Source organism: Verrucomicrobiota bacterium (assembly GCA_039027815.1).
Lineage (GTDB): Bacteria > Verrucomicrobiota > Verrucomicrobiia > Verrucomicrobiales > JBCCJK01 > JBCCJK01.
The window spans coordinates 35,998-57,483 of sequence record JBCCJK010000010.1; the positions used below are offsets into that span (position 1 = coordinate 35,998).

The 21,486-nt window shown below is 61.0% G+C and carries 17 protein-coding genes; 9 read left to right on the top strand and 8 right to left on the bottom strand.

The window, feature by feature from the left end; genetic code table 11:
• Nucleotides 1-69: 69 nt before the first annotated feature.
• Nucleotides 70-3,549 (bottom strand): DNA polymerase III subunit alpha, encoded by a 3,480-nt coding sequence (dnaE, locus tag AAF555_04640; GenBank protein ID MEM6910851.1) that lies wholly within the window; start codon nt 3,547-3,549, stop codon nt 70-72.
• A gap of 85 nt (nt 3,550-3,634) precedes the next feature.
• Here dnaE and AAF555_04645 point away from each other — a divergent pair, with 85 nt between their 5' ends.
• The gene (locus AAF555_04645; protein ID MEM6910852.1) at nt 3,635-4,807 is read left to right on the top strand and encodes an SHD1 domain-containing protein; all 1,173 of its coding nucleotides are present in this window, start codon (nt 3,635-3,637) and stop codon (nt 4,805-4,807) included.
• 173 nt (nt 4,808-4,980) lie between these two features.
• On the opposite strand, the gene AAF555_04650 is transcribed toward AAF555_04645, so the two are convergent.
• Complete coding sequence (locus AAF555_04650) at nt 4,981-5,613, bottom strand: riboflavin synthase (protein MEM6910853.1); 633 nt, start codon at nt 5,611-5,613, stop codon at nt 4,981-4,983.
• A gap of 40 nt (nt 5,614-5,653) precedes the next feature.
• Nucleotides 5,654-7,216, bottom strand: coding sequence for a putative Na+/H+ antiporter (locus AAF555_04655; GenBank protein ID MEM6910854.1), 1,563 nt, complete (start codon nt 7,214-7,216; stop codon nt 5,654-5,656).
• 139 nt (nt 7,217-7,355) lie between these two features.
• On the opposite strand from AAF555_04655, the gene AAF555_04660 reads away from it, so the two are divergent.
• From AAF555_04660 to AAF555_04675, 4 genes are all read left to right on the top strand, one after another.
• On the top strand, nt 7,356-8,270 hold the full coding sequence (locus tag AAF555_04660) for a DUF255 domain-containing protein (GenBank protein MEM6910855.1): 915 nt from the start codon (nt 7,356-7,358) through the stop codon (nt 8,268-8,270).
• Nucleotides 8,271-8,273: 3 nt separating this feature from the next.
• Nucleotides 8,274-8,687: a hypothetical protein gene (locus tag AAF555_04665; GenBank protein ID MEM6910856.1), complete on the top strand. Its 414-nt coding sequence runs from the start codon at nt 8,274-8,276 to the stop codon at nt 8,685-8,687.
• Between the two features lie 95 nt (nt 8,688-8,782).
• On the top strand, nt 8,783-9,829 hold the full coding sequence (locus AAF555_04670; protein ID MEM6910857.1) for a transporter: 1,047 nt from the start codon (nt 8,783-8,785) through the stop codon (nt 9,827-9,829).
• Nucleotides 9,799-10,422, top strand: coding sequence for a prepilin-type N-terminal cleavage/methylation domain-containing protein (locus AAF555_04675; GenBank protein MEM6910858.1), 624 nt, complete (start codon nt 9,799-9,801; stop codon nt 10,420-10,422). The genes AAF555_04670 and AAF555_04675 overlap by 31 nt, the downstream gene beginning before the upstream one ends.
• Before the next feature lie 92 nt (nt 10,423-10,514).
• Here AAF555_04675 and xerA read toward each other — a convergent pair whose 3' ends face one another.
• The gene (gene xerA, locus AAF555_04680) at nt 10,515-11,393 is read right to left on the bottom strand and encodes a site-specific tyrosine recombinase/integron integrase (GenBank protein ID MEM6910859.1); all 879 of its coding nucleotides are present in this window, start codon (nt 11,391-11,393) and stop codon (nt 10,515-10,517) included.
• Between the two features lie 101 nt (nt 11,394-11,494).
• Nucleotides 11,495-12,064, bottom strand: coding sequence for a hypothetical protein (locus AAF555_04685; protein ID MEM6910860.1), 570 nt, complete (start codon nt 12,062-12,064; stop codon nt 11,495-11,497).
• A 156-nt stretch (nt 12,065-12,220) separates the two neighbouring features.
• Between AAF555_04685 and miaB the strand changes: the two genes are divergently transcribed.
• The 4 genes from miaB to AAF555_04705 all read left to right on the top strand — a co-directional run bounded on the left by miaB (nt 12,221) and on the right by AAF555_04705 (nt 17,308).
• Entirely contained in the window at nt 12,221-13,606 is a 1,386-nt protein-coding gene (miaB, locus tag AAF555_04690; GenBank protein ID MEM6910861.1) for a tRNA (N6-isopentenyl adenosine(37)-C2)-methylthiotransferase MiaB, read from the top strand.
• 38 nt (nt 13,607-13,644) lie between these two features.
• A complete protein-coding gene (locus AAF555_04695; protein ID MEM6910862.1) occupies nt 13,645-14,253 on the top strand; it encodes a hypothetical protein in 609 nt (202 codons plus the stop codon).
• Between the two features lie 62 nt (nt 14,254-14,315).
• A complete protein-coding gene (locus AAF555_04700) occupies nt 14,316-16,355 on the top strand; it encodes a TonB-dependent receptor (protein ID MEM6910863.1) in 2,040 nt (679 codons plus the stop codon).
• 8 nt (nt 16,356-16,363) lie between these two features.
• The gene (locus AAF555_04705; protein ID MEM6910864.1) at nt 16,364-17,308 is read left to right on the top strand and encodes a glycosyltransferase family 9 protein; all 945 of its coding nucleotides are present in this window, start codon (nt 16,364-16,366) and stop codon (nt 17,306-17,308) included.
• Nucleotides 17,309-17,350: 42 nt separating this feature from the next.
• On the opposite strand, the gene lpxD is transcribed toward AAF555_04705, so the two are convergent.
• From lpxD to bamA, 3 genes are all read right to left on the bottom strand, one after another.
• A complete protein-coding gene (gene lpxD, locus AAF555_04710; protein MEM6910865.1) occupies nt 17,351-18,391 on the bottom strand; it encodes a UDP-3-O-(3-hydroxymyristoyl)glucosamine N-acyltransferase in 1,041 nt (346 codons plus the stop codon).
• 19 nt (nt 18,392-18,410) lie between these two features.
• Nucleotides 18,411-19,049, bottom strand: a complete 639-nt coding sequence (locus AAF555_04715; protein MEM6910866.1) for an OmpH family outer membrane protein — start codon at nt 19,047-19,049, stop codon at nt 18,411-18,413.
• Nucleotides 19,050-19,190: 141 nt separating this feature from the next.
• The gene (gene bamA, locus AAF555_04720; protein MEM6910867.1) at nt 19,191-21,479 is read right to left on the bottom strand and encodes an outer membrane protein assembly factor BamA; all 2,289 of its coding nucleotides are present in this window, start codon (nt 21,477-21,479) and stop codon (nt 19,191-19,193) included.
• Nucleotides 21,480-21,486 lie beyond the last annotated feature (7 nt).

Below are 21,486 nucleotides of genomic sequence, written 5' to 3' on the forward strand. Positions count from 1 at the left end.
GAAAACAAGAGAATCTTAAAAAGCCACTTTGTTCAATAAAAAATGAACGAAGTGACAAAAATGTTTCTTCTAGGAAGCCAAGGCGGTTGCCTGGCTCAGCAGGCCTTGGGTCCAGTTTTCCACGGCTCTTTCGAAGTCGGCTCCCCCTTGCACCCAGAGTTTTTTTCCGATTTCGATTCGCAAATCTCCCCTGAGGGACTCGAACAGCAGATCCACCGGTTGGTCTCCCGGATGCCGTTTCAAGAGTGATTTCAGCTCGGAGAGCGCCGCTTGCGAGACGGCTTCCAGCGGAACGGCAATTTCGATGAGCTGGCCAAGAGATTCGGGCTGCACCTCCCTGAATTCCACGGCCGAGAGGCGCTTGCTCTCGGTGCGATCATCAAAGCGCACGGTGGCTTTCATCGCCACCACCTTTCCTGCCGCCAAGAGGTCTTGGTGTTTGGTGAATTTTTCGTCCCACACCATGACCTCCACCCGACCGTGAAAGTCCTCGCAAGTCAGGATGGCAAAAGGCTTGTTGTCCCTCGAATAGCGGGTTTGCATCTCGGAAATCGAGCAGACAAAAGCGTAGCGCTTTCGGCCTTCTTCCAGCTCGTCCAGCTCCCCAAAGTGGAAGTACTCGCCCTTGCGAATGGCCCCGCTGAAGGAGTCGAGCGGGTGCCCCGTGATGTAAAACCCCAGCAGTTCCTTCTCGTCGGCCAGCTTTTTTTCCTTGGGCCAGGCTGGCACGGCTAGCCTCCCTTCACTCCTCGGGGCCGGCGCGGCCGCACTCAATTCGAAGGCATCGAAGAGGCTTTCCTGCCCGCTGACTCGATCCCGCTGCGCGCTGGCCGAGGAAGCCAAGACGCCCTCCAGCCGAGCAAACATGGACTCCCGCCTCTCCCCGGTCCAATCAAAGGCCCCCGCCCGGATGAGGCTTTCCAAAATCTTGCGATTCACGACCTTCGAATCGAGCCGATTGGCGAAGTCCTCGAGCGATTTGTAATCGCCCTGCGCCTGGCGCTCAGCCAGGGCGGTCTCCATGGCCGCGCCTCCCACATTCTTGATGGCCGCCAAGCCATAGCGGATGGCCAGCTCTCCTCGACCAGGATCACCATCCGGCTGGAAATCGACCCCACTGCGATTGATATGCGGCGGGCGAATTTCGATTCCCATTCGTTTGCACTCGCTCACGAAGCTGGAAATCTTGTCCGTGTTGTTGATCTCATTTGAGAGGACCGCCGCCATGAACTCCACTGGGTAATTCGCTTTCAGATACCCCGTCTGGTAGCTGATGAGTCCATAAGCGGCGGAGTGCGATTTGTTGAAACCATAGCCGGCAAACTTCTCCAACAGGTCGAAGATCTCATTGGCTTTCCGCTTGGGTATCTCATTCACCTCTTGGCAGCCCTGCACGAACTTGGCTCGCTGCTTGACCATCTCCGAGATCTTCTTTTTGCCCATGGCGCGGCGGAGGAGGTCGGCCTCGCCCAGGGAGTAGCCCGCCAGCAAGTTGGCCGCTTTTTGCACCTGCTCCTGATAAATGAGAATGCCGTAGGTCTCCTGGCTGACCTCTTCCAAGAGCGGATGGAGATACTCCACTTTTTGGTGGCCTTTTTTCCGGGCAATGTAGTCCGGGATCAGGTCCATGGGGCCAGGGCGATAGAGCGCCAGGAGGGCGATGATGTCTTCAATCCTGTCCGGGCCCAATTGCTTGCAGGTATTGGCCATGCCTCCGGACTCCAACTGGAAGACCGCACTGGTTTCCCCCCGCTGCATCAGTTCGAAAGTGGCCAAATCATCCAGACCCACGGCGTCCAAATCAAACTCTGGCTCCCTCCGCGCTACCAGGCAGAGCGCGTCCTGGATCACGGTCAGCGTTTTGAGCCCGAGGAAATCCATCTTGAGGAGGCCGAGATCGGTGATCGCTCCCATGTCGAATTGGCTCACCACCTCGTCTTCATTGCCTCGCGTGAGAGGACAAACTTCGTCCAGATCGAAGTCGGCAATGACCACCCCGGCCGCGTGGATGCCTACTCCGCGAGTCAGCCCTTCGAGAAAGCTCGCGTAACGCCAGAGTTCCTCAGCCCTCGCGTCCGAGCCCAAGCGCTCCCGAAGTTCTTGGTTTTTCTCAACCGCTTTTTTCAAAGTAATGCCCAACTCGGTCGGGACCATTTTGGCCAGTTGGTCCGCCTCGCCGTAGCTCCAGCCCAGCACGCGACCGACATCCCGGACGACACTCTTGGCCCCGAGGGTGCCATAAGTGATGATGTGGGAGACAGCCCGCTCGCCGTATTTGTTTCGGACGTACTCGATGACTTCCGGCCGACGCGTTTGGCAGAAGTCGATATCAATATCCGGCGGGCTGACTCGTTCCGGATTGAGAAAGCGCTCGAAAATCAGGCCAAAGCGAATGGGACAAAGATCCGTGATGGCCAGCGCGTAGGCCACGAGCGAGCCCGCCGCCGAACCCCGCCCAGGGCCCACCGGCACCTGATGATCACGCGCCCACTGGATGAAGTCGCGCACGATCAGGAAATAAGAAACAAAGCCCTTCGCCTCCATGGTCGAAATCTCCAGTTCCAGCCGCTCTTGCAGTTCCCGCTCTCTCGCCCGCTCCTCTCCGTAACGCCACACGAGACCCTCCTGGCAAATCCGGCGGAAATAGGCCTCCGGGCTGCCTCCATCTGGCGCTTTGAACTTGGGGTATCGGGCGATGCTCGTGGCATCCAGCTTCATCTCCACCCGACAGCGCTCGGCGATCTCGAGCGTAGCATCGCAGGCCTGCGGGCAATGCGCGAAGAGACTCCGCATCTCCTCGGCCGTCTTGAAATACATCGAGTCCGGATAGCGCATCCGATTCTCGTCGTAGATTTGCGAACCCGTGCCGATGCAGATCATGACATCGTGCGCCTCGTGATCCTCAGCGCGCAGGTAATGCACATCGTTGGTGGCCACCGGCTTGAGTTTCTCGTCCTCACAAAATTGCAGAAGCCACTCATTGCACTTGGTCTGCGCCTCTAGTCCGTGGTTCTGGAGTTCGACGTAGAGATGATCCCGACCGTAGATTTTCACGAAGCTCCGCAGGCTCTCGCGCGCCAAGTCCACTTGGTCCTGCGCCAAGAAATAATTGACCTCCCCATTGAGGCAGCCGGTCAGGCAGAGGATGCCCTCAGAAAAGGTCGCCAAAAGTTCCTTATCGACGCGAGGCTTGTAATACTGGCCCTCGAGGTGGGCCCGGGTCACCAACTTCATGAGATTGGCGTAGCCGACCTCGTTTTCGGCTAGAAGCGTCAAGTGATGGGCGTTGGGCCGACCGGCCATCTTCTTGCGCTCGTGCATGGAGCCCGGTGCCAGATAGACCTCGCAGCCCAAAATGGGGTTCACCTCCTGTTGCTTGGCCTTTTGATAAAAATTGACCGCGCCGTAGAGCACCCCGTGGTCGGTCATGGCCACTCCGGGCATCCCGAGTTCGGCCGTCCGCTCCATGAGAGGCTCCGTCCGGATGGAACCGTCCAGCAGGGAATACACCGTGTGGAGGTGAAGGTGGACGAAAGAGTCAGACGCCATCGGTTTCAGAATAGAGAAGCTCCCGGGACGACGCAACTCGGGAAGAAGGCCTTGCCTCCCCTCAGGCGCTTCGCCATGGTGGGGCATGCCCCGAAACGCCGCTTGGACGCTCTGGCTGCTGGCGCTTGGCTTGGGCACCGGCAGCGCTCGCACTTGGACCGATCGCCAAGGACGCCAACTCGAAGGCGAACTCATCGAACAGCAGACCGACCGCATCCTGCTCCGGCTGGACGACTCTGGCAAAACGGTGCCGGTCCCGCTCGCGCTTCTCAGCGATGAAGACCTCCAGTATCTGCAATCGCTCGACCCAGGCGCCAAAGACCGCCTCCCCTCCCCCTCCCAAGGCGCTGCCAAACTTCGCGGAGCTGACTTCGGCACCCCTTGGCCGAGCGAAGTCCGGGGCGAACTCGACATCCCAGTCGAAGAACTCGGACAAGACGAATCGGGATTCTACCTTTACCGGACGCCCCACTTCGAATTCCAGAGCGAGGCCGCCCTCTCCGCCAGCATCGTGCGAGAATTCTCCCGGATCTTTGAAACCACCCGCCAAGCCATCGCCGCCCTCCCCCTGGCACTCCCCATCGCCCCCGAACCAGGGCGGGACTACTTCACCACCCGCCTCTTCCGGGACCGCGCCGGCTACTTCGCTGCCGGGGGACCCGAGGGGAGCGCCGGAGTGTATCTGGGCCGCGAAAAGCTCATCATGATCCCCTTGGAAAACCTGGGCGTTCGTGAAGTGGGGCGGAGATTCGTTCTCGATGCCGGAGAAGAAAGCCACACCCTGATCCACGAAATCGTCCACCAAGTGACCAACCGCCAGCGGGGCTGGCCGACCTGGCTCATCGAAGGCTTGGCCGACTACATCGCTTCCACCGACTACCGGAACGCGCGCTTCAGTTTCACCAACAAAACCCGCCAAGCGAAAAGCTACCTCGAAGAGCGACGCGGCGTGGACGACCGCAATCCCAAGCTGCCCCAGGTCCATCTCCTCCTCGAAATGTCGCCCCTGACCTTCTACAACAGCGCCAACTCCCTCGAGCACTACGCCATGGGCTTGCTCCTATTCCTGTACTTCGCCCACTTGGAAGGGGACGAAAAAGGCAGCTCACTCCAGGCTTACCTAGCCGCCCTCGAGAACAAGACGGCCGAACGCAAGGCCCGGCAGGAAATCCTCCTCGGAGGCCAAACCCTCGAGGCTTTCGCCGAAGACTTCCTCAGCAAATGGCGCTCGGCTGGTCTGCGGATCGACTTCTACTGATACCAAATCCAAGAAAGATTTGGACGATAGCGGAGCGGTTTTTGGTTTCTGGCAAGGCGGGAGTGGTCAGGCTGGACCGCGGTCCTGCCTGACCCGACCAACGCCGCCACAAGCCAAAGGACGCCCGCCCCGCCTCTTCCCGCAGCCACAGGCTGCTTGAATTACCAACCCCATCACATCCTATCGTCCAAAGGTTTCTTGGATTTGGTATCACTCGGAGCCGCCGCGAAATTGCGGACATATTTCCCGATGAGATCGAACTCTAGATTCACGAAGTCCCCCGGGCGACGAGTGTGCAGATTGGTTTCAGCAAAGGTATGCGGGATGATCCAGCAGACCAGCGAGCGCCCCGTCAGCTCGGCCGCCGTCAAACTAATCCCGTCAATAGCGATCGACCCGCGCGGAATCACGAGAGCCCGCTCCCTCTCGGCCAAGGCGATCTCTAAGCGATGATCGCTGCCCTGCTGGGAGAGGTCCAGCACCTCGGCCTTGGAATCGACATGCCCTTGCACAAAATGCCCGCTCAAGCGCCCATTGGCAGGAAGGGCTCGCTCGAGATTCACCTCATCGCCTTCCGCCAACTCGCCCAAACTGGTCACCTTGCGCGTCTCCTCCAAAAGATCGAAAGCCACCTCGCCCCGCTCTCTCTCCACCACCGTGAGACAGCAGCCGTTGATGGCGACACTCTCTCCCAGAGAAAGCTCGGCCAAGGGGAGCCCCTCGCTGGTTAGCCGCAGACGGACACCGCCCTCGAAAGGCTCCACCACCGTGACCTGCCCCGTCGCCTCCACAATGCCTGTGAACATACTCGACCTCTCTCGCGCACTGGTGGAAAAGGCAAGCGCTCTACCCAATTCCCAGCATCCGGGGAATCATCAAGATCATCCCCATGATGACAGTCGGGACGAGCGCTCCCAGGAGCAAGCCCATGGGCGAGACGCCCCCCTTGAAGTGCTTCTGCAGGATGGACTGCCCGGCTGGATTGGGCGCATTCGCAATCACCGTCAAGCCTCCTCCAGTCACCGCGCCCGCCACCACCGCTTGTTTCGCGATCTCGCTCAAGCCTGGCACCTGCGTCGCGAGAAAGGTGATGGCAGCATTGTCATTGAAGGCCGTCAGAACCGTCGCCCCGATCATGAGCGGCACGGCATCGAGAGCCGAGAGAATGGGATCGATCCACCAACCCTGAAACTTCCCATGCGTCACGAGCGCCGCCAGGAAAAACCCCACCAGCATGGGGGTGCGCAGCTTGATGGGATTCTGGTGGTGCTCCGTGGCCCAGACAAACGCGATGAACACCAGCAAACCGAACATGAAAAGGGGCACGTTGTGGACATTGAAAACCGTCCAAGCCAACAGGACCAGATGCACGATCGTCACCGAGAGCGGAATGCCATCTCGCCGATCTTCCCAAGTCTCCACCCCACTCTCACTCCCGCCCGTCTGGCGATCGACCAGATCGGCGAACTGCTTCCGAAAACAAGAATAGTAGGCCACATTCGCAATGAGAATGCCCCCCACCGCCCAGACCCCGAAATTCCGGAACATGTAGGCCATGTCCCAGTCCCAAGGGCTCACCACCATCAAGACCGGGGGAGCGGCGAAATGCGTCAACGTCCCGCCCACCGAGATATTCACAAAGAGCAGCCCGAGCGTGGCGTAGGCAAACTTGGGCTTGGGCTCCAGCTCATAGAACTTTTTGCTCAGCAGGAGCGCGCAGATCGTCATAGCGGCCGGTTCCGTAATGAAGGAACCCAAAACCGGACCGATCGTGAGAATGGTGAACCACCAAGCCGCCACGCTCCCCCCAAAAAGCTTGGCCACCCTCTCCATCAGCTGCTCGGCGAAACGGATGACCGGGCGCGAGGCGGAGATCGCCATAATCACCACCACAAAAACCGGCTCCGTGTAGTGAACACTCTCAATGAAACTGGTGAAGGGTTGCCAGCCAAAAAAAGACACATAGGCCGCCGCCAGCGGGATCAGCCAAATCCCGAAAATCGCCTCCACCTCCCCCAGGTAATGGAGCGCCACCGCCTTGAAACTGACATCGTCGACCGCCCCCGCCTGCGGCTTGTCCTGAGCCCTTCGCTTGGCCGCCACCATCCGCTCCTCATGGGCATGCTGGGCCTTGTGAGCCAGCTTGGTAATGGCCCCCGCCGCAAAGGTGTGCAGAATGGCACAGAGGAAAATGACCGTCGCCACCACATTGAAAGGATCCTGGGCCGCCCGCTCGGAAATCTTCTGCCAGACCCCAGCCTCCCGATCGTGCTCATACTCCGAAACCGTCCGAGGAATTTGAAAGCTCTTCTCGCCGTGCGCCTCCCCCTGTCCCCCGCCCGCCGCCAGGGCGAAAGGCATTCCTCCGAAGACGACGAGCAAAGTGAGGAAAAGAGAAAGCGCTTTCATGGACCGAAGTCGGTTCTGTAAAAGCTCCCCATCAGAAGTCAACGCCGAGCCCATCCGCCGACCCCACCACCTCCCCAGCAGACTGCTTCGCCCGAGATTCCCTTTCGTTCCTCGCCATTTTCATGCACACTCCGGGTGCATGCAGAAATGGCCTTGGATCCTCATCGTGCCAGTCGCGCTCCTGCCAGCCTGTGGTCCCCTGCCGGAAGACCCGGCTGCCGCGGCCGAGGGGGCCGTCCCCAACGAAAGCGCCCTTCCCCCCATCCCAGATGGCACCCTCGATGCCTCGGCCCTCGCGGGCAGTCGGCTGCCGACCACCCTGCCCGAGGGGCTCGACGACTGGGAAATGCCGACCGGCCCCGCCCCTCCGCCCGGGGGCGATCCTTGGACCCCAGGGAACGGGCTGCCGACCGAAGGCTTCGGCCGGGGCGGCTTTCCAGCCCCAGCCAGCGCCCCCAGCCTCAGCACGGAATGGCGTCGGAGCGCATCCGAAGCCTTGGAAGAGGCCCGCTCCATCGGGAAACCGCTCCTCTTTTTCTTCACGCACAGCGTGGCTAGCCCGCGGGGCCAGGACTTGGAAAATGAAGTTTTCAATGATCCCGACTTCGCCCGCGGAGTGGCCCACCGGGTCGTCCCCGTCAAGATCGACTTCGCGGACGGGACCACCCGCAAAAGCGAATACTACGAAACCCTTCAGGAAAGCCTCGGCGTGCGGGCCTTTCCCACCACCGTGGTGGTCTCCCCGGACGGCCAGGCTCCTCGACGCAAAAGCGGATACTCGAAGAGTCGCTCGGAAAGCTACCGGACCGAGCTCTTAGCCGCCGTCCGCGGGGTCGAAGCGGAACTCGCTCGGCGGCGAGACCTCTTGGATGATTATGGCTACCGGCGTTGGACCAGCCGACAAGGCAAAACCCTCTTCGCCAAACCGGTCGAGCTAGCCGGAGGCCAAGTCATCGTGGTGGACCAATGGGGAAAACGCATGACCCTCGGCCAAGAAAACCTCAGCGAGGCCGATCGGGAATGGGTCATGGCGTGGGTCATGAGAAAGGAGTGAAGGATGCGTTTGGGTAAAGCGGCTCTTCTCCTCTACTTGCCAATCGGCTTGGCCCTCGGTTTGGGCGCGCCTGGCCTTCTCCAGGCGGTGGCCTGGTCCGGCATGTTGCTGCGCTATTCCAGTGAGAAAGGCGTCGTGGCAGGGGTCACCGAAACCTTCAGCGGCCAGCGGCCTTGCTCGCTCTGCGCCGCGCTTGCCGAAAGTCCCCCAGAAAAAGCGCCCTCGTCCCCGCCCAGCCCGCCAGAACCCCGGGTGCTTCTCTCCCCTTACAACCTTCATAGCCTTCTTCTCTCCCCCCGCCCGTCTCCCGCCGGGCTCGAAAACTGGGAGCGTTTCTGCCAAGGCCCTTGGCACTCCTTGAAAAGCCATCCGCCCACTCCCCCACCGGAGTCTCTCTCGTTGGCCACTTCCTCCTAGGCCTTGGCGCCTAGACCCCGTTTCTCTAGCGATGCGCTCAGGCTTCGCCGTGTCTGCGCGCCGTCCACTCTTCTTTCCACGGCTTCTCCAAATTCATGAAATCCACCTTTTTTAGCATTTTCTTTCTCACCATCGTTTCCGGGCTTCCGGCCGGGGAACCGACTTCCCCTTCCACTCCCTCGGCCTGGACCTCTCTCCGCCCGGATGGGCATGCCCCCATCGGCGTCATGCGGGACCACACCCACAGCGCCGGCCAATTCATGCTCTCCTACCGGGTCATGCACATGTCAATGGGGGGCAACTTCGTGGGCAGCGATCAGGTCTCCGACCGTCAAGTCATCACGCCGACCGCGTTGGGCGGACAAGGCTTCCTCGTCACGCCCACCGAAATGACCATGACCATGCACATGCTGGGAGCCATGTTCGCCCCCACCGAGGACCTCACCCTCCTCGCCATGGTGCCTTACGTCCTTCTGGAAATGGACCACCTCCGCAGCCCCGCGCTAGGAGCGCCCCGGACCTTCACGACCGCCTCAGAAGGCTTTGGCGATGCCAGCCTGGGCCTCCTTTATGACCTGCTCGACCTCCGAGGCCAAAAAGTCCACGGCGGCCTCCAGCTCATCCTCCCCACTGGCAAAACAGACCAGACAGACTTTGTGCCTGGACCGGGAGAGACGCGCCTGCCCTACCCCATGCAGTCAGGCTTCGGGAGCTGGGGCCTCCAGCCCTCACTCACTTACCTTGTCCAAAGCGGCGCCTGGTCGGGCGGGGCCCAAGGCAGTTACCAATTCTTCCTCCAAAAAAACCAGGAAGACTACCGTCCGGGCAACCGCGCCGAGGCCACCGCTTGGCTGGCCCGCCAACTTGCCCCCTGGCTCAGCGCAAGCTTGCGAGTCAAATACAGCCGCTGGGAAAACATTAGAGGTCGCGACCCCCAGCTCTTGCCCTTGCCCGTTCCCACCACCCGGCCCGACCTTCGTGGAGGCGACCGAGTGGACCTGGCAGCTGGCCTCAACCTCTATCAAGCCCGCACCGGCCTGCGCTTTGGGCTGGAATACCTCCACCCCGTCTGGCAAGACCTTGATGGCCCCCAGCTGGGCAGCCGGGGCGAATGGGTGGCCGGAATTCAGCTCGCCTGGTAATACCAAGTCTCCCACCCCAAGCGCGGAGCGGGCCACGGCCCCTCCGCGCTTTTTCATTGCCACCCGACCCCCTCTCTCTCTATACTTTTGAGAAGATTCATCGCTCGTCCTTGTCTCTGTCCAGTCGCGCGTCTCCCGCGAGCCGGTCGGGCTTCTCCCTCGTGGAAATGCTCGTCGTGATCGCTGTGATTGGCATTGTCTCGGCCATCGCCATCCCGAAAATCAGCTCCTTGAGCGAAACGACTCAAATCGCCGCCACCGCCAGCGACTTGAAAAACTTCGCCCAGGCCATCCGGACTTACCGCATCCAGGAGGGCAGCTACCCCCTCGACTCCCACAACGTCCTCCCCAACGGCCTCAACATTGAGCAATACCTCAGCGAGGGCTCTTTTGTGAAAAAGGTCCCCATCAGCGGGCAATACAATTGGGAGGGACCCGACAATCACGACTACGCGGGGATCTCCCTCTTCGGCACCACCGCCAGCCTCGAGGTGCTGACTCGACTGGACGCCATGCTGGACGATGGCAACCTGAGCCAAGGCATCTTCCGCCTCACCAACAAAGGCCGCTACACCTACATCATCGACGAATGACCCCCAGCTGCCGGAGGAATGGGTAGACCGAGCTCGGGTTGACCTTGGCCGAAACCAAGGAGCGTCTCTCCTCACCGTCAGCCAAGACGAAGCTACCCGCGCGGGTGAAAACGCTCATGCACGCCTTTCAGACGTCGCTGGTCCACATGAGTGTAAATCTGGGTCGTGGCGATATCCGCATGGCCGAGCATCTCTTGGATGACCCGCAAATCGGCCCCGTTGCCTAAAAGATGGGTCGCAAAACTATGTCGGAGCAAATGGGGGTAGGCCTTGCCTTCCAGGCCGGCCCCCTTGGCTCGTTCCCGGAGAATCTGCCAAATCCGCTGGGTCGTGAGCCTCCGCCCGCGGTGGGAAAGAAACACCTCCGCCCCAGACTTCGGGCTGACCAAGTGAGGGCGTTCTTGGCTCAGGTAGTCTTGCAAGGCTTGCAGGGCGCGCTGCCCGACGGGCACCAAGCGGGTCTTGTTCCCCTTCCCGGTCACCCGCAAGACCCCATTTTCGGAATCCACCCGTTCCAAGCGCAAGCCCACCAGCTCCGAAACCCGGAGACCGCTGGCATAAAGCAGCTCCAAAATGGCCCGATCCCGCCGACCAAGGGCCCGGCCGAGATCGATCGATTCCAAAAGCCGCCTCACCTCCTGCTCATTCCAGGTCTCCGGCAGGGACTTCTCACCCCGAGGCGACTGCAAATCCTCCCCCCAATCACGCGGCACCTCACCCCGCCCAGCCAGCCAACGGAAAAAAATCTTCAGCGCAATGACTTCCAGACGAAGACTCGAAGCCGCCAGGCCACCCTGGCGTCGTGCGCTGAGATACTCCGTCAACTCCCGCAGAGAGACAGCCGCCCAATCCCGCTCGCTCGACCGCTCCGCCACCCGCTCCAACACCCGCCGCACCCCGAGTTGATAATTCTCCGAAAGCCCCCGTTCGGTCGCCAAATGCAGCAAGAATCGGTCGATCGCATCCTCCACCCCCGACCCTACCACAGACCAAGCGAGCCTGCCAAGGTGGCACGATGGGCCCCGGCGGCCTCCAGGGCGGCTTCCACAGCGGCTTCCTTCGTCCCGAGCCCCTACTCCGAGGAAGCAGCCTTGCCCCGCTCGGAAGCGATCCGGACCCACTCCTCGGCGTAGGCCTCGCGGAGAAACTCCATCTCCCGCCAGAGGTCCAGCTCCGCTTGGCCCTCGCCTCGCCAATGCTCTTTGACAAAGCGACGAAAATTCTCTGAACCCTTCCAGAAAGCCTCCGGAAAATCGATCGTGGCAAAGCAAAGATCAAAGGGCAGGTAATCCATCCGGACCATGGCACCCAGCTGGTCATAATGCTCCATCACAGGCAGGAAACCCTCCAGCGCCTTGGCCATGGCCTCCCCCGACCCCGCCTCGGCCAGGCCAGCTCGCAAATCGGGTTTCCCCTGAAAAGCCGAGGAAAGTCCCTCGACCAAAACCTGCATCTCCTGATCCTCGACCGCCAGCCCCCGCGCCAAGCCCAGGGCATTGAGCTTCGTCATCGCCAAATGCTCCTCCTCCGCCAAACGAAGCTGATCCACGCGCTGGTAAATTCCCCAGAGAGCGGGAGCGATGGCGCAGACAGCCACGATTAGAGAAACCGCAGCCGTTCGGAGATAAATATCGTTGCCCATGGCGAAAGGGTTCTAACCAATCCTCCTGTTTTTAGCAATTCCAGAATTTCGATTTTCAGCTCCCGCATCCCCAGCGAATCAAAACTCGAAAAGTCATCGGAACTCGCTATACTCCCCATTCGTCCTTCCCACCCTGCCGACGCTCCCTTCTCCCCCATGCCTTCCGTCTTCATCAAAACCTACGGCTGCCAGATGAACGAGCGGGACTCCGAGCAAGTCGGGCAGATGTTCTTGGAGCGGGGCTACACCCTGACCGGCCGGGAAGACGATGCCGATGTCATCCTCGTGAACACCTGCTCGGTGCGCGATCAAGCAGAGCAAAAAGCCATCGGGAAAATGGGCATGATGGGCAAGCACCGCCGCAAGCGCCCTCACCTCGTCTACGGCTTCATGGGCTGCATGGCCCAGTCGCGCGGGTCTGAACTCTTCGGGACCATTCCTCACCTCGACCTAGTGGTGGGGACCCAGAAATACCACCGCGTCTTCGAACATGTCGACACCATCGTGAAGGCGCGGGAGGAGCAGGAAATGGACGATCTCCGCTTCGCCATTGCTGATCTCGACGAAGAACCAGGCTCCCAATCCACCATTCGAGACCACTCGCTCCGGCCCCAGCAAGCCACCGCCTTCGTCAGCATCATGCAGGGCTGCAATATGAAGTGCTCCTTCTGCATCGTCCCCTACACCCGCGGCCGGGAGCGCAGCCGCCCCATCCCGGAAATCGTGGAAGAATGCCATCGTCTAGCCAGCCGAGGGGTGCGGGAGGTCACCTTACTGGGGCAAATCGTCAATCTCTACGGGCGGACCGAGTTTCCCACAGTCGCTGGCAAGTCCCCGTTTGTGCAACTCCTCGAGGCCGTGCACGAAGTCCCGGGAATCGAGCGCATCCGCTTCACCAGCCCCCATCCCATTGGCTACCGAGACGACCTGGTGGCCGCCTTCACCTACCTGCCGAAGCTCTGCAGCCACATCCATTTTCCGATGCAGAGCGGAAGTGATCGCATCCTCCAAGCCATGCGGCGGCCTTACAAGCAGCAGAAGTTCATCGACATCTGCGAAAAAATGAAGGCCGCGCGCCCTGAGCTCGCCATCACCACCGATATCATCGTCGGCTACCCGGGCGAAACCGAAGAGGACTACCTCGCGACCCGCGCCTGCGTCGAGCATCTCGAGTTCGATAACGCCTTCGTCTTCCGCTACTCCAAGCGAAGGAACACCCCGGCCGCCGAAATGGAGGGCCAGCTGTCCGAGCGCGTCAAAGAAGAGCGCAATCAGGACCTGCTCGAGCTGGTGGGTCGCTTCGCCAAGCGCAAGAACCAAGCCCTCGTCGGCACCACCCAGGAAATCCTGGTGGAGGGCCCCAGCAAAACGAACGCCGCCACCCTTAGCGGGCGAACCAGCCAAAACAAAATCGTGATCGTGGAAGGACCCTCCGAGCGCCTCACGGGCGAACTCCTGGAGGTCGAAATCCAGGAAAGCACCGGATTCACCCTTTACGGCGACCCCGTCCTGCACGAAGTCCCCGCCCTAGCGGGAGTCTAGTCCAGCCCGTCCCCTTGTCCCTTCCTTGAGCGACTGTCATGATCTACTCCTCTCTCAATGACTCGACTTGGGGCCTGAAACTGGTCGGGCTCTTGGCGGGCGGGACCTTGGTCGCCACCCACACCTACGCCAAGGTCAAGGCGCTCAGCTTCCAAGTCTGGCTGAAATCGCTCCCGCGCCATCACAGTGCCGGCGTCGTCTTGCTCAGCCTCTCCACCGCTTGGGTCTTTTTCCTCCTGGCCGGGGGCAACCTGGGCTTCGTCAGTTGGCCGCCCCTCGACCTCGGGGAGTTCCACACCTTGCGAACGCCGCTCCTGATCGGCCTACCCATCGGCTGCTTTCTGGTGGCGCGCTATGTGGATGAGTTTCTCTTCCCCCGCGCCTTGGGGGCCTTGGCCATGCTGCTGGCCAGCGTCATGCTGGACGCCGCCTTTCTCCGTGAAATCACCCCGCACCTAGCCAAGCTACTCATCCCCCTCTTGGCCTACGCCGCCATCATCGCCAGCCTGTTCTGGGTCGGCATCCCCTATGTTTTCCGGGACCAAATCGAATGGGCCAGCGCCACCCGAGCCCGCTGGAACGGCCTCTGCCTGGGAGGGATCGTCTACGGGATTCTCCTCATCCTCTCCGCCCTGCTCTTCTACTGAATGATGCCCCCCACCCCGCCCCAGGAGGGGAAAGACCGCGCCCCGCTTCGGGAATCCCTCGCTTGAAAAGAATCACGCTCCTTGCGCTCGGGCTCTCGGCTGGGCCCCTGGTGGCGGAAGACTCCCTGCCGCCCGTGGTGGCGATCGCGCAGCGGGTCACAGAAATCCGCCCGGCCCTGGCGGAATGGAGCCGTCCGGAGATCTCGGAATTCGCCCCCCGTTCCCTGGATGAACTCTTGGCGACCGACCCGGCTTTCTCGCTTTTCCGGCGACAAAACGCCACCTTCGCCAACCCCACCACCACCGGGCTCAGCCTGCGTCGGACCGGGGCCACCGCCACCTCCCGCACCCTCGTCCTCCGCGATGGCCTTCCCCAAAATGACCCCTTCGGCGGCTGGGTCCCTTGGCTGCGCTACCAGCCCAGTAGCCTAGAGTCCGTCCGGATTCTCCCCTCCAGCGAATCGGCCGCTTGGGGAAACCTCAGTCCGGCGGGCGTGGTTCATCTCACCAGTCGCCCCGTCCTCCAGCCCGAGCTGCTCGTCCAAGGAGGCGGCGGGCAACAGGCTTCCGGAAAAGTCGGCCTCACCAGCCACCATCTCTCTCCCGATGGCCGGACCGGTCTCTCTTTTCATCTCTCTCATTTCCGGAGCGATGGCTTTCAGGACCTCGACCCCACCCAACGCGGTCCCCTCGACGAACCGCTCGACCTGACCGCCAACGTGGCCGAACTCCGCCTTCGCACCCAACTCGAGCCGCGGTGGACCCTAGAAACCCAGCTCGCTTGGTTCGAGGAAGAGCGCGGCAACGGCACCCCGCTCAGCGGCAATCGCACGCAAGCGCTCGATCTTTCCCTCCGCCTCACTCACCAAGGCCGGGACAGCCTCACGCAAGCGCTCTTGTATTTGCAAGAGCGAGCCTTCCAAGCCGCATTCACAGCCGTCGATGAGGCCCGCGAAAGCGAACGGCTGGCGCTTGACCAGTTCGATGTCCCCAGCCGCAGTGCGGGCGGCGCTTGGAGCCATCGGCGGCCGCTGGGCGAGGCGCTCACTCTGACCCACGGCCTCGACCTCCGCTGGATCGAAGGGGAGACCAACGAAGTAGCCGGCACCTTTCGCCAACGCCGCGCTGGCGGGGAGCAGTCATTCTTCGGCCTCTTTGGTACCCTCCGCTGGGACCCCTCTCCCGAGACGAGCGTGGCCACCAGTCTGCGAGTGGATCGATGGGGCTTCCACCGAGGGATCCGAGAAGAAAGCGTTCCCTCCACTGGCCGATCGCTCCGCTCCGAACAATTTCCTGATCGAGAGGGCTACGAACCCTCCTTCAGCCTGGCCTTGGATCAGCAGCTGGCCGGCGACTGGCAAGGCCGACTCGCGCTGGGAACGAGCTACCGCGCCCCCACCTTGAATGAACTCTATCGCCCCTTTCGCGTGCAAAATGACATCACCGAGGCCAATCCCGAGCTGGATCCCGAACGATTTTTCACCCTCGAGGCCGGCCTCGATTGGCAGGCGAGCGACCCCCTCCAGTTCTCGCTGGAAGTCTTTCATCACTGGATCGACCAGGCCATCGCCAACGTTCCCGTAACCGAAGGCGCCGACCTCTCCCGCCTCTTCGGAACGCTGCCCGCCGGCGGGAGCGGGGCCCAGCGCCAAAACGTCGAGCAGGCCACGGTTTGGGGAGCCCAAGTGGGGGCCGACTGGCAACTCCACCCCCTCTGGCAGCTCAGCGTGAACGCTCTTTGGAGCCAGACGGAATTCTCGGACTCTCCCCGGCAACCGCTCCTGGAAGGCCGTCCCTTTCCGCAAAGCCCGGAATGGCAGGCCCACAGCCAGATCGAATTTCGCCCCCGCGAATCGCTGCGGTTTTTCTTCGGGATCGAGTATACCTCCCGGGCCTTTGACGATGCCTTGGCCACCCGGGCGCTCTCCTCCTACTGGACCGCTCGGCTGGGTGCGGGCTGGCAAGCGAGCGATCACCTGACGCTCCGCCTCCGGATCGAAAACCTCTTTGACGAAGCCATCCCGACCGGGGAATCCAGCAATGGTCTCCGCCGCTTGGGACAGCCCCGCAGCGCTTGGGTGAGCGCCGACTACCTATTTTGACTCAACCCATGGGACGCATTCTCATACTGCGGGGAGGCGCAGTCGGCGATTTTCTTCTGACCCTGCCCGCTCTCCGCACCATCAAAAAGGCCCTGCCCGAGGTCCGCTTGGAAATCATCGGCTACCCGGCCATCGCGGAAGTGGCCCTGGCCACCGGCATCGCAGACGCCATCCGCCCCATTGAGCGCGCCAGCATGGCGGCTCTCTTCACCCCGGGGGCCGCGGTGGAGCAAGAGCTAGTCGACTACCTCCGCAGCTTCCAGATCGTCATCAGCTACCTGGATGATCCCCTACAAGTCTTTGCCTCCAACTTGGAGCGACTCGACATCGGCACCTTCGTCCAGGGGCCTTCCAAGATCGACGAAACACTCCAGCCCCCTCTCCACGCGGTGCACCAACTCAGCCAACCGATGCAACGCTTCGCGCTCTTCCTGGAGGAGGAAGCCCCCCTCCTGTCTTTCCCGGAAACCACCTCCTCAGGCAAACTGGCCGAACGAATCCGCCAACAGCCCACCCTCGCCTTTCACCCCGGCAGCGGGAGCCCTCGCAAGAATTGGCCGCTGGCCCATTGGAAGGACCTGCTTGAAAAATTCCTCGAAAGCCACCCCGGCTGGCAGCTTCTCCAAATCACGGGCGAAACCGAACTCGAACGTCGGCCAGAACTGGAGAGCGCCTTCACGCACCTGCCCCGCCTGCAAGCGGACTGCCTCCCCCTTCCCAGCCTCGGGCATCTCCTCGCTCACAGCCAGCATTACCTCGGCCATGACACGGGCGTCTCCCACCTCGCGGCCTTAGCGGGCGTCTCCTCCACCCTGCTCTTCGGTCCCAGCCATCCCGAAGTCTGGCAACCCCCTCACCGCTCCTGCCACGTTCTCCCCAGCCCGGGGCAGGATCTCAAAAACCTCAAGCCAGAGATCGTATTCGAAGTGCTCTCAAAGGACATCTCGAGCTAGGTAGAAAAGCCTCACCGAAACCTGAAACCTGAAACCTAAAGTTCAACCCCCCTCTCCCAGCTCACTCAGTCGTGATTCCAGCTCCTTGACTCTTTTTTGGAGCTGGGGGAGTCGTCTCAGCGCGATCGTTTCCTTTTTGGCATCGCGCTCAGGCACGGCCGGAAACCCCATGTAGTGTTGCCCTCCCGGCAAGTCCTTGATGACTCCTCCACGGGCCATGATGACGGCTTGGTCCCCAATTTTGAGGTGTCCCGCCGCTCCCGTCTGGGCGGCAAAGATGACATGCTTTCCAATCTGGGTGCTCCCGGCGATGCCGACTTGGGCCACCAAGAGGCTGTGTTTCCCGATGACCACATTGTGGGCGATCTGGCACTGGTTATCGATTTTGACCCCCTCCTGAATCCAGGTTTTGCCAAAGCGAGCCCGGTCCACCGTGGTCCCGGCCCCGATCTCCACGTCGTCATCAATCTGGACGATGCCCACTTGATCGATCTTGACGTGCTTGCCATCGACCTGCTCATAGCCAAAGCCGTCCGAGCCAATGACCGTCCCACTGTGGATGCTCACGCGATCGCCCAAGACACACCCATCCGCGATCGTGACATTGGGGTGAATCCAGCAATCCCGGCCGAGGCGGCATTCTCGCCCGATGTAGGCCCCGGCCCCCACGGTGGATCCTCCCCCGATTTCGGCTCCCTCTCCCACGACCGCGTTCGCGCCGATGGAGACGCTTTCGCGATCCAGAACCGCGGAATCGGCCACGGCCGCGCTCGCGTGCACCCCGGGATGAAACTCCCTCCGAGCCGGGCCAAACTGCTTCACCAGTTCCCCGAAGGCGGCCGACGGATTTCCCACCGTGATCAACGCGGTGTGCTCGGCCACCAGGCCATAGCCCTCGGGGACGAGAACCGCCGTGGCCTGCGTCGCCTTGAAATCGGCGAGGTATTTCTCATTGCCCAAAAAGGAAACGTCCCCCTCCGATGCTTCGGAGAGGGACGAAAATCCTGTCAGCACTTTCGAGCGATCACTGGCAGCGACCGCGCCTTTGACGAGATCCGCGAGTTCCCCGATGGAAAGCTTCAAGGTCGCGGGCGCCAAAAATTTACTCGCCTTCGACGGCCGGGACGGGGACGTCCACTTCGGCCGAAGCGTCAAAGTCCTCCGGCGCGTCCGCGTTCAGCTTGTCCACAATCTTCTGGGAAAAATCGACCGCGTCTTTGCTGTAAAGCAGGAAGGGAATGCGGTTTTGGCTCAGGCCCGATTTGTCGAAAACCAGGTCATAACCATCTTCCTTGGCCACGCTTTCGACCAACTCGGAGATCTCCTCGAAGATGCCTTTCACAGTTCGCTGGGAGGAATCCGCGATTTGGCGCTGCTTGCGCACGATGTATTCCTGGGTCTCCTTCTCGAGAGCCCGCAACTCATTGAGCAGACCGTTGTATTCCTGGAACTTGGCTTTCCGGAAGTCTTCCGTGGTGGAGGGCTCGTCGATCAGCTTCTTGAGGTTTTCCGCTTTTTGAATCAGCTCCCGCTGGCGGGCCCGGCGCTCATCCACCTCTTTTTTGATGACGGAGCGTTGTTCATTGACGTCGGTTTCCGCTTCTTGGGTGCGATAGAATTGGCTGAAAATCGACTGCATATCGACGATGCCGATCTTCATGTCTTCAGCCGCCTGGAGGGAGGCGGGCCAGCCAAAGCCGAGCGAGATGGCCAAAGCCGCGAGGGAGTGGGATAATTTCATAACGGAAGGAGCCAAGTGTCCTCGGCTGGGTTTTTCTTTCTAGAGTAGGCGGTGTTTTGGGGAGCGGGATTCTAAGCGGCTTTCCGCGCAGGTCAACTGGTCGCCTCGATGGTGGTGACCCCATCGCGGCTGGTCGTCTGATCAGAAACCAAAAGCGAAGCTGAAGCGACCATCCGAGTCATTGAACTCGTCCGCCTCGATCGGGATCCCGTAGTTGAGTGACACCGGGCCGAAGAAAGGGAGCTGAAGCCGGAGGCCGATCCCGTAGTTCGAATTGTAATCACCGGTGTCAAAGTCATAGGAATCGGTGTTTACGAAGCCGACATCATAGAAGACAGCGCCGCGGACCGCTTGAATGATCGGGAAAGTGTATTCAGCCGAGGCAAAGAGGGCCGTCCCCCCACCGAGCGGCTCGCCCGTGGAGTCTTTCGGACCGACGTCCCGGAAATCAAAGCCGCGCATCGTCCGCTGACCGCCCAAGAAGAGACGCTCGAAGATCGGGGGATCATCTCCCCAGCCGTCTTTGATGCGGAGATCTCCCTGGAGGCTGAGGATCGTGTCCCAGCGCAGATTGTAGAATTTGATGGCTTCGGCGGAAAACCCGTAGGTCTCGACATCTCCCAAGCCCGAGACCTCCGTCCCCAACTGGACGCGCGAACCACGGCGCGGCGTCAAGAGGTCATCCCGACTGTCCCTGACGTAGTTGAGCCCAAGCCGATTTTGGAAAAAATCCCCTTCTTCGGCCCGGAGCTCAGGGGAAGCGGAGGAATCAAAATCGTCGAGGCTGATTTGCTGGACAGTGTAGGTCGCGGAAACAAAGGAAAAGCCATCGATCGGTTTGCGGACCGTGAAGTTGACCCCGATTTCCCGCTGATCGAACCGATCCGATAGGAAGAACTTGTCCCGGAAGTAGGCCTCGCCTCCCACCGAAAGCTTCTGACCCAAGAACCAGGGCTCGGTCAAGCCGATGGAGAAGTCCCGGCGCTCGGTTCCGTAACGGAGGGCCGCATCAAAGCGCTGGCCGCCCCCGGTGAAGCTCGGCCAATTGGTGATATCGAAATTGGTCTGGCTAACGCTGACATCCCCGAAGATCGACTCAATCGAGTTGAGGGCCACTTGGAAGCTGACCTTCCCCGTGTTCTTCTCGTTCACGATGACGTTGATGTCTTTGTAGTTGGTGGCGCCGGTGGCGGAGGGAAACACTTCCACCTCGGAGAAGTAGTCGAGGTTCTCCAAGCGGTTTTTGGAGGTCCGAAGTTCGACCGCGTTCAGGATATCGCCTGGCAAAAGGGAAACCTCGCGCCGCAGGACCTTGTCCTTAGTCTTGGTGTTGCCCTCGATGTTCACCTTGCCCACGTAGGACACGCCCCCCTCGCTGATTTCATAAATGATTCGCAGGAGCTGCGGACCCGCATCCCGGATGACCGGGTCGACCCGCACATCGGCATAGCCGCGGCTGCCATAGTAATCCTGGATGAGGCCGACATCGGCGGAAAGCTTGGCGGCCGAGTAGGCATCTCCTGCCAGGAGGGTGAGAGCGGGACGAATCTCTTCCTCGGTGAAGACCTGCATGCCCGTGAACTCGATGGCGGCCACGTCAAACTTCTCCCCTTCGAAAATGGTGACCTCGAGATCGACCTTCTTGCGGCTGACTCGCACCCGCTCAAACTCCGTCACCTCGGCCTTCAGGTAGCCCGCGTTTTGATAGGCCTCCTCGATGCGGTCGATGTCATTCTCCAGCTCCGCATTGTCGATGACGCCGCTGCGGGTGATAAAAGACAAGAGGCCCCGCTCGCTCGTCTGCATGACATCACGAAGCTCGCCGTCAGAGAAAACGGTGTTTCCATTGAAGCGGATTTCATCGACGATGGTCTTGTCTCCCTCATCGATCGTGAAGACCAAGCGGGAGAGCCCTTCGGCATCCATTTGCTCCACGCGGTAGTCGATGACGACGTCCGGGAAACCGTCATTGAAATACATTTGCTGGATCTTGTCCCGCGCTTCCACCAACTTCAGCTCACTGACCGGGTCCCCCACCTCCAGGTCCACTTCCCTGAGCAAGCGCTTGTTGCTGAATTTGGAATTGCCGATGAAATCGATGTCTCCCAAACCGGCCCGGGTCGAGACCACGATGATGAGCTTGAGGCCGTCGGCCAGAGGCTGCGCCAGGACGCGCGCGTTTTCCACGTCACCGCTCCCGAGCAGATTGCGAATGTCCTGCTCGACGCTTTCGTTGGAATAGGGCTGTCCCACCTTGGTGGCCAGGAGGGCGCGAATCCTTTGCTCGGCGATGGTTTTGGGACCGTCATACTCGATCTCGATCTCACGCACGATTTGCTCTTCCTGGGCCTGGGCGGTCACAGAAAGCCCGGCAAAAAACGCCAAAAGCAGGCCAAAAAGGGGCGAAGCAAAGCGGGGAGCTTGATTCATAGCGCGA

What these genes read in the sequence shown, in the direction of transcription:
- dnaE (MEM6910851.1), bottom strand. Translation starts at nt 3,549, where the DNA reads ATGGCGTCTGACTCTTTCGTCCACCTTCACCTCCACACGGTGTATTCC.
- AAF555_04645 (MEM6910852.1), top strand. Translation starts at nt 3,635, where the DNA reads ATGCCCCGAAACGCCGCTTGGACGCTCTGGCTGCTGGCGCTTGGCTTG.
- AAF555_04650 (MEM6910853.1), bottom strand. Translation starts at nt 5,613, where the DNA reads ATGTTCACAGGCATTGTGGAGGCGACGGGGCAGGTCACGGTGGTGGAG.
- AAF555_04655 (MEM6910854.1), bottom strand. Translation starts at nt 7,216, where the DNA reads ATGAAAGCGCTTTCTCTTTTCCTCACTTTGCTCGTCGTCTTCGGAGGA.
- AAF555_04660 (MEM6910855.1), top strand. Translation starts at nt 7,356, where the DNA reads ATGCAGAAATGGCCTTGGATCCTCATCGTGCCAGTCGCGCTCCTGCCA.
- AAF555_04665 (MEM6910856.1), top strand. Translation starts at nt 8,274, where the DNA reads ATGCGTTTGGGTAAAGCGGCTCTTCTCCTCTACTTGCCAATCGGCTTG.
- AAF555_04670 (MEM6910857.1), top strand. Translation starts at nt 8,783, where the DNA reads ATGAAATCCACCTTTTTTAGCATTTTCTTTCTCACCATCGTTTCCGGG.
- AAF555_04675 (MEM6910858.1), top strand. Translation starts at nt 9,799, where the DNA reads ATGGGTGGCCGGAATTCAGCTCGCCTGGTAATACCAAGTCTCCCACCC.
- AAF555_04685 (MEM6910860.1), bottom strand. Translation starts at nt 12,064, where the DNA reads ATGGGCAACGATATTTATCTCCGAACGGCTGCGGTTTCTCTAATCGTG.
- miaB (MEM6910861.1), top strand. Translation starts at nt 12,221, where the DNA reads ATGCCTTCCGTCTTCATCAAAACCTACGGCTGCCAGATGAACGAGCGG.
- AAF555_04695 (MEM6910862.1), top strand. Translation starts at nt 13,645, where the DNA reads ATGATCTACTCCTCTCTCAATGACTCGACTTGGGGCCTGAAACTGGTC.
- AAF555_04705 (MEM6910864.1), top strand. Translation starts at nt 16,364, where the DNA reads ATGGGACGCATTCTCATACTGCGGGGAGGCGCAGTCGGCGATTTTCTT.
- AAF555_04715 (MEM6910866.1), bottom strand. Translation starts at nt 19,049, where the DNA reads ATGAAATTATCCCACTCCCTCGCGGCTTTGGCCATCTCGCTCGGCTTT.
- bamA (MEM6910867.1), bottom strand. Translation starts at nt 21,479, where the DNA reads ATGAATCAAGCTCCCCGCTTTGCTTCGCCCCTTTTTGGCCTGCTTTTG.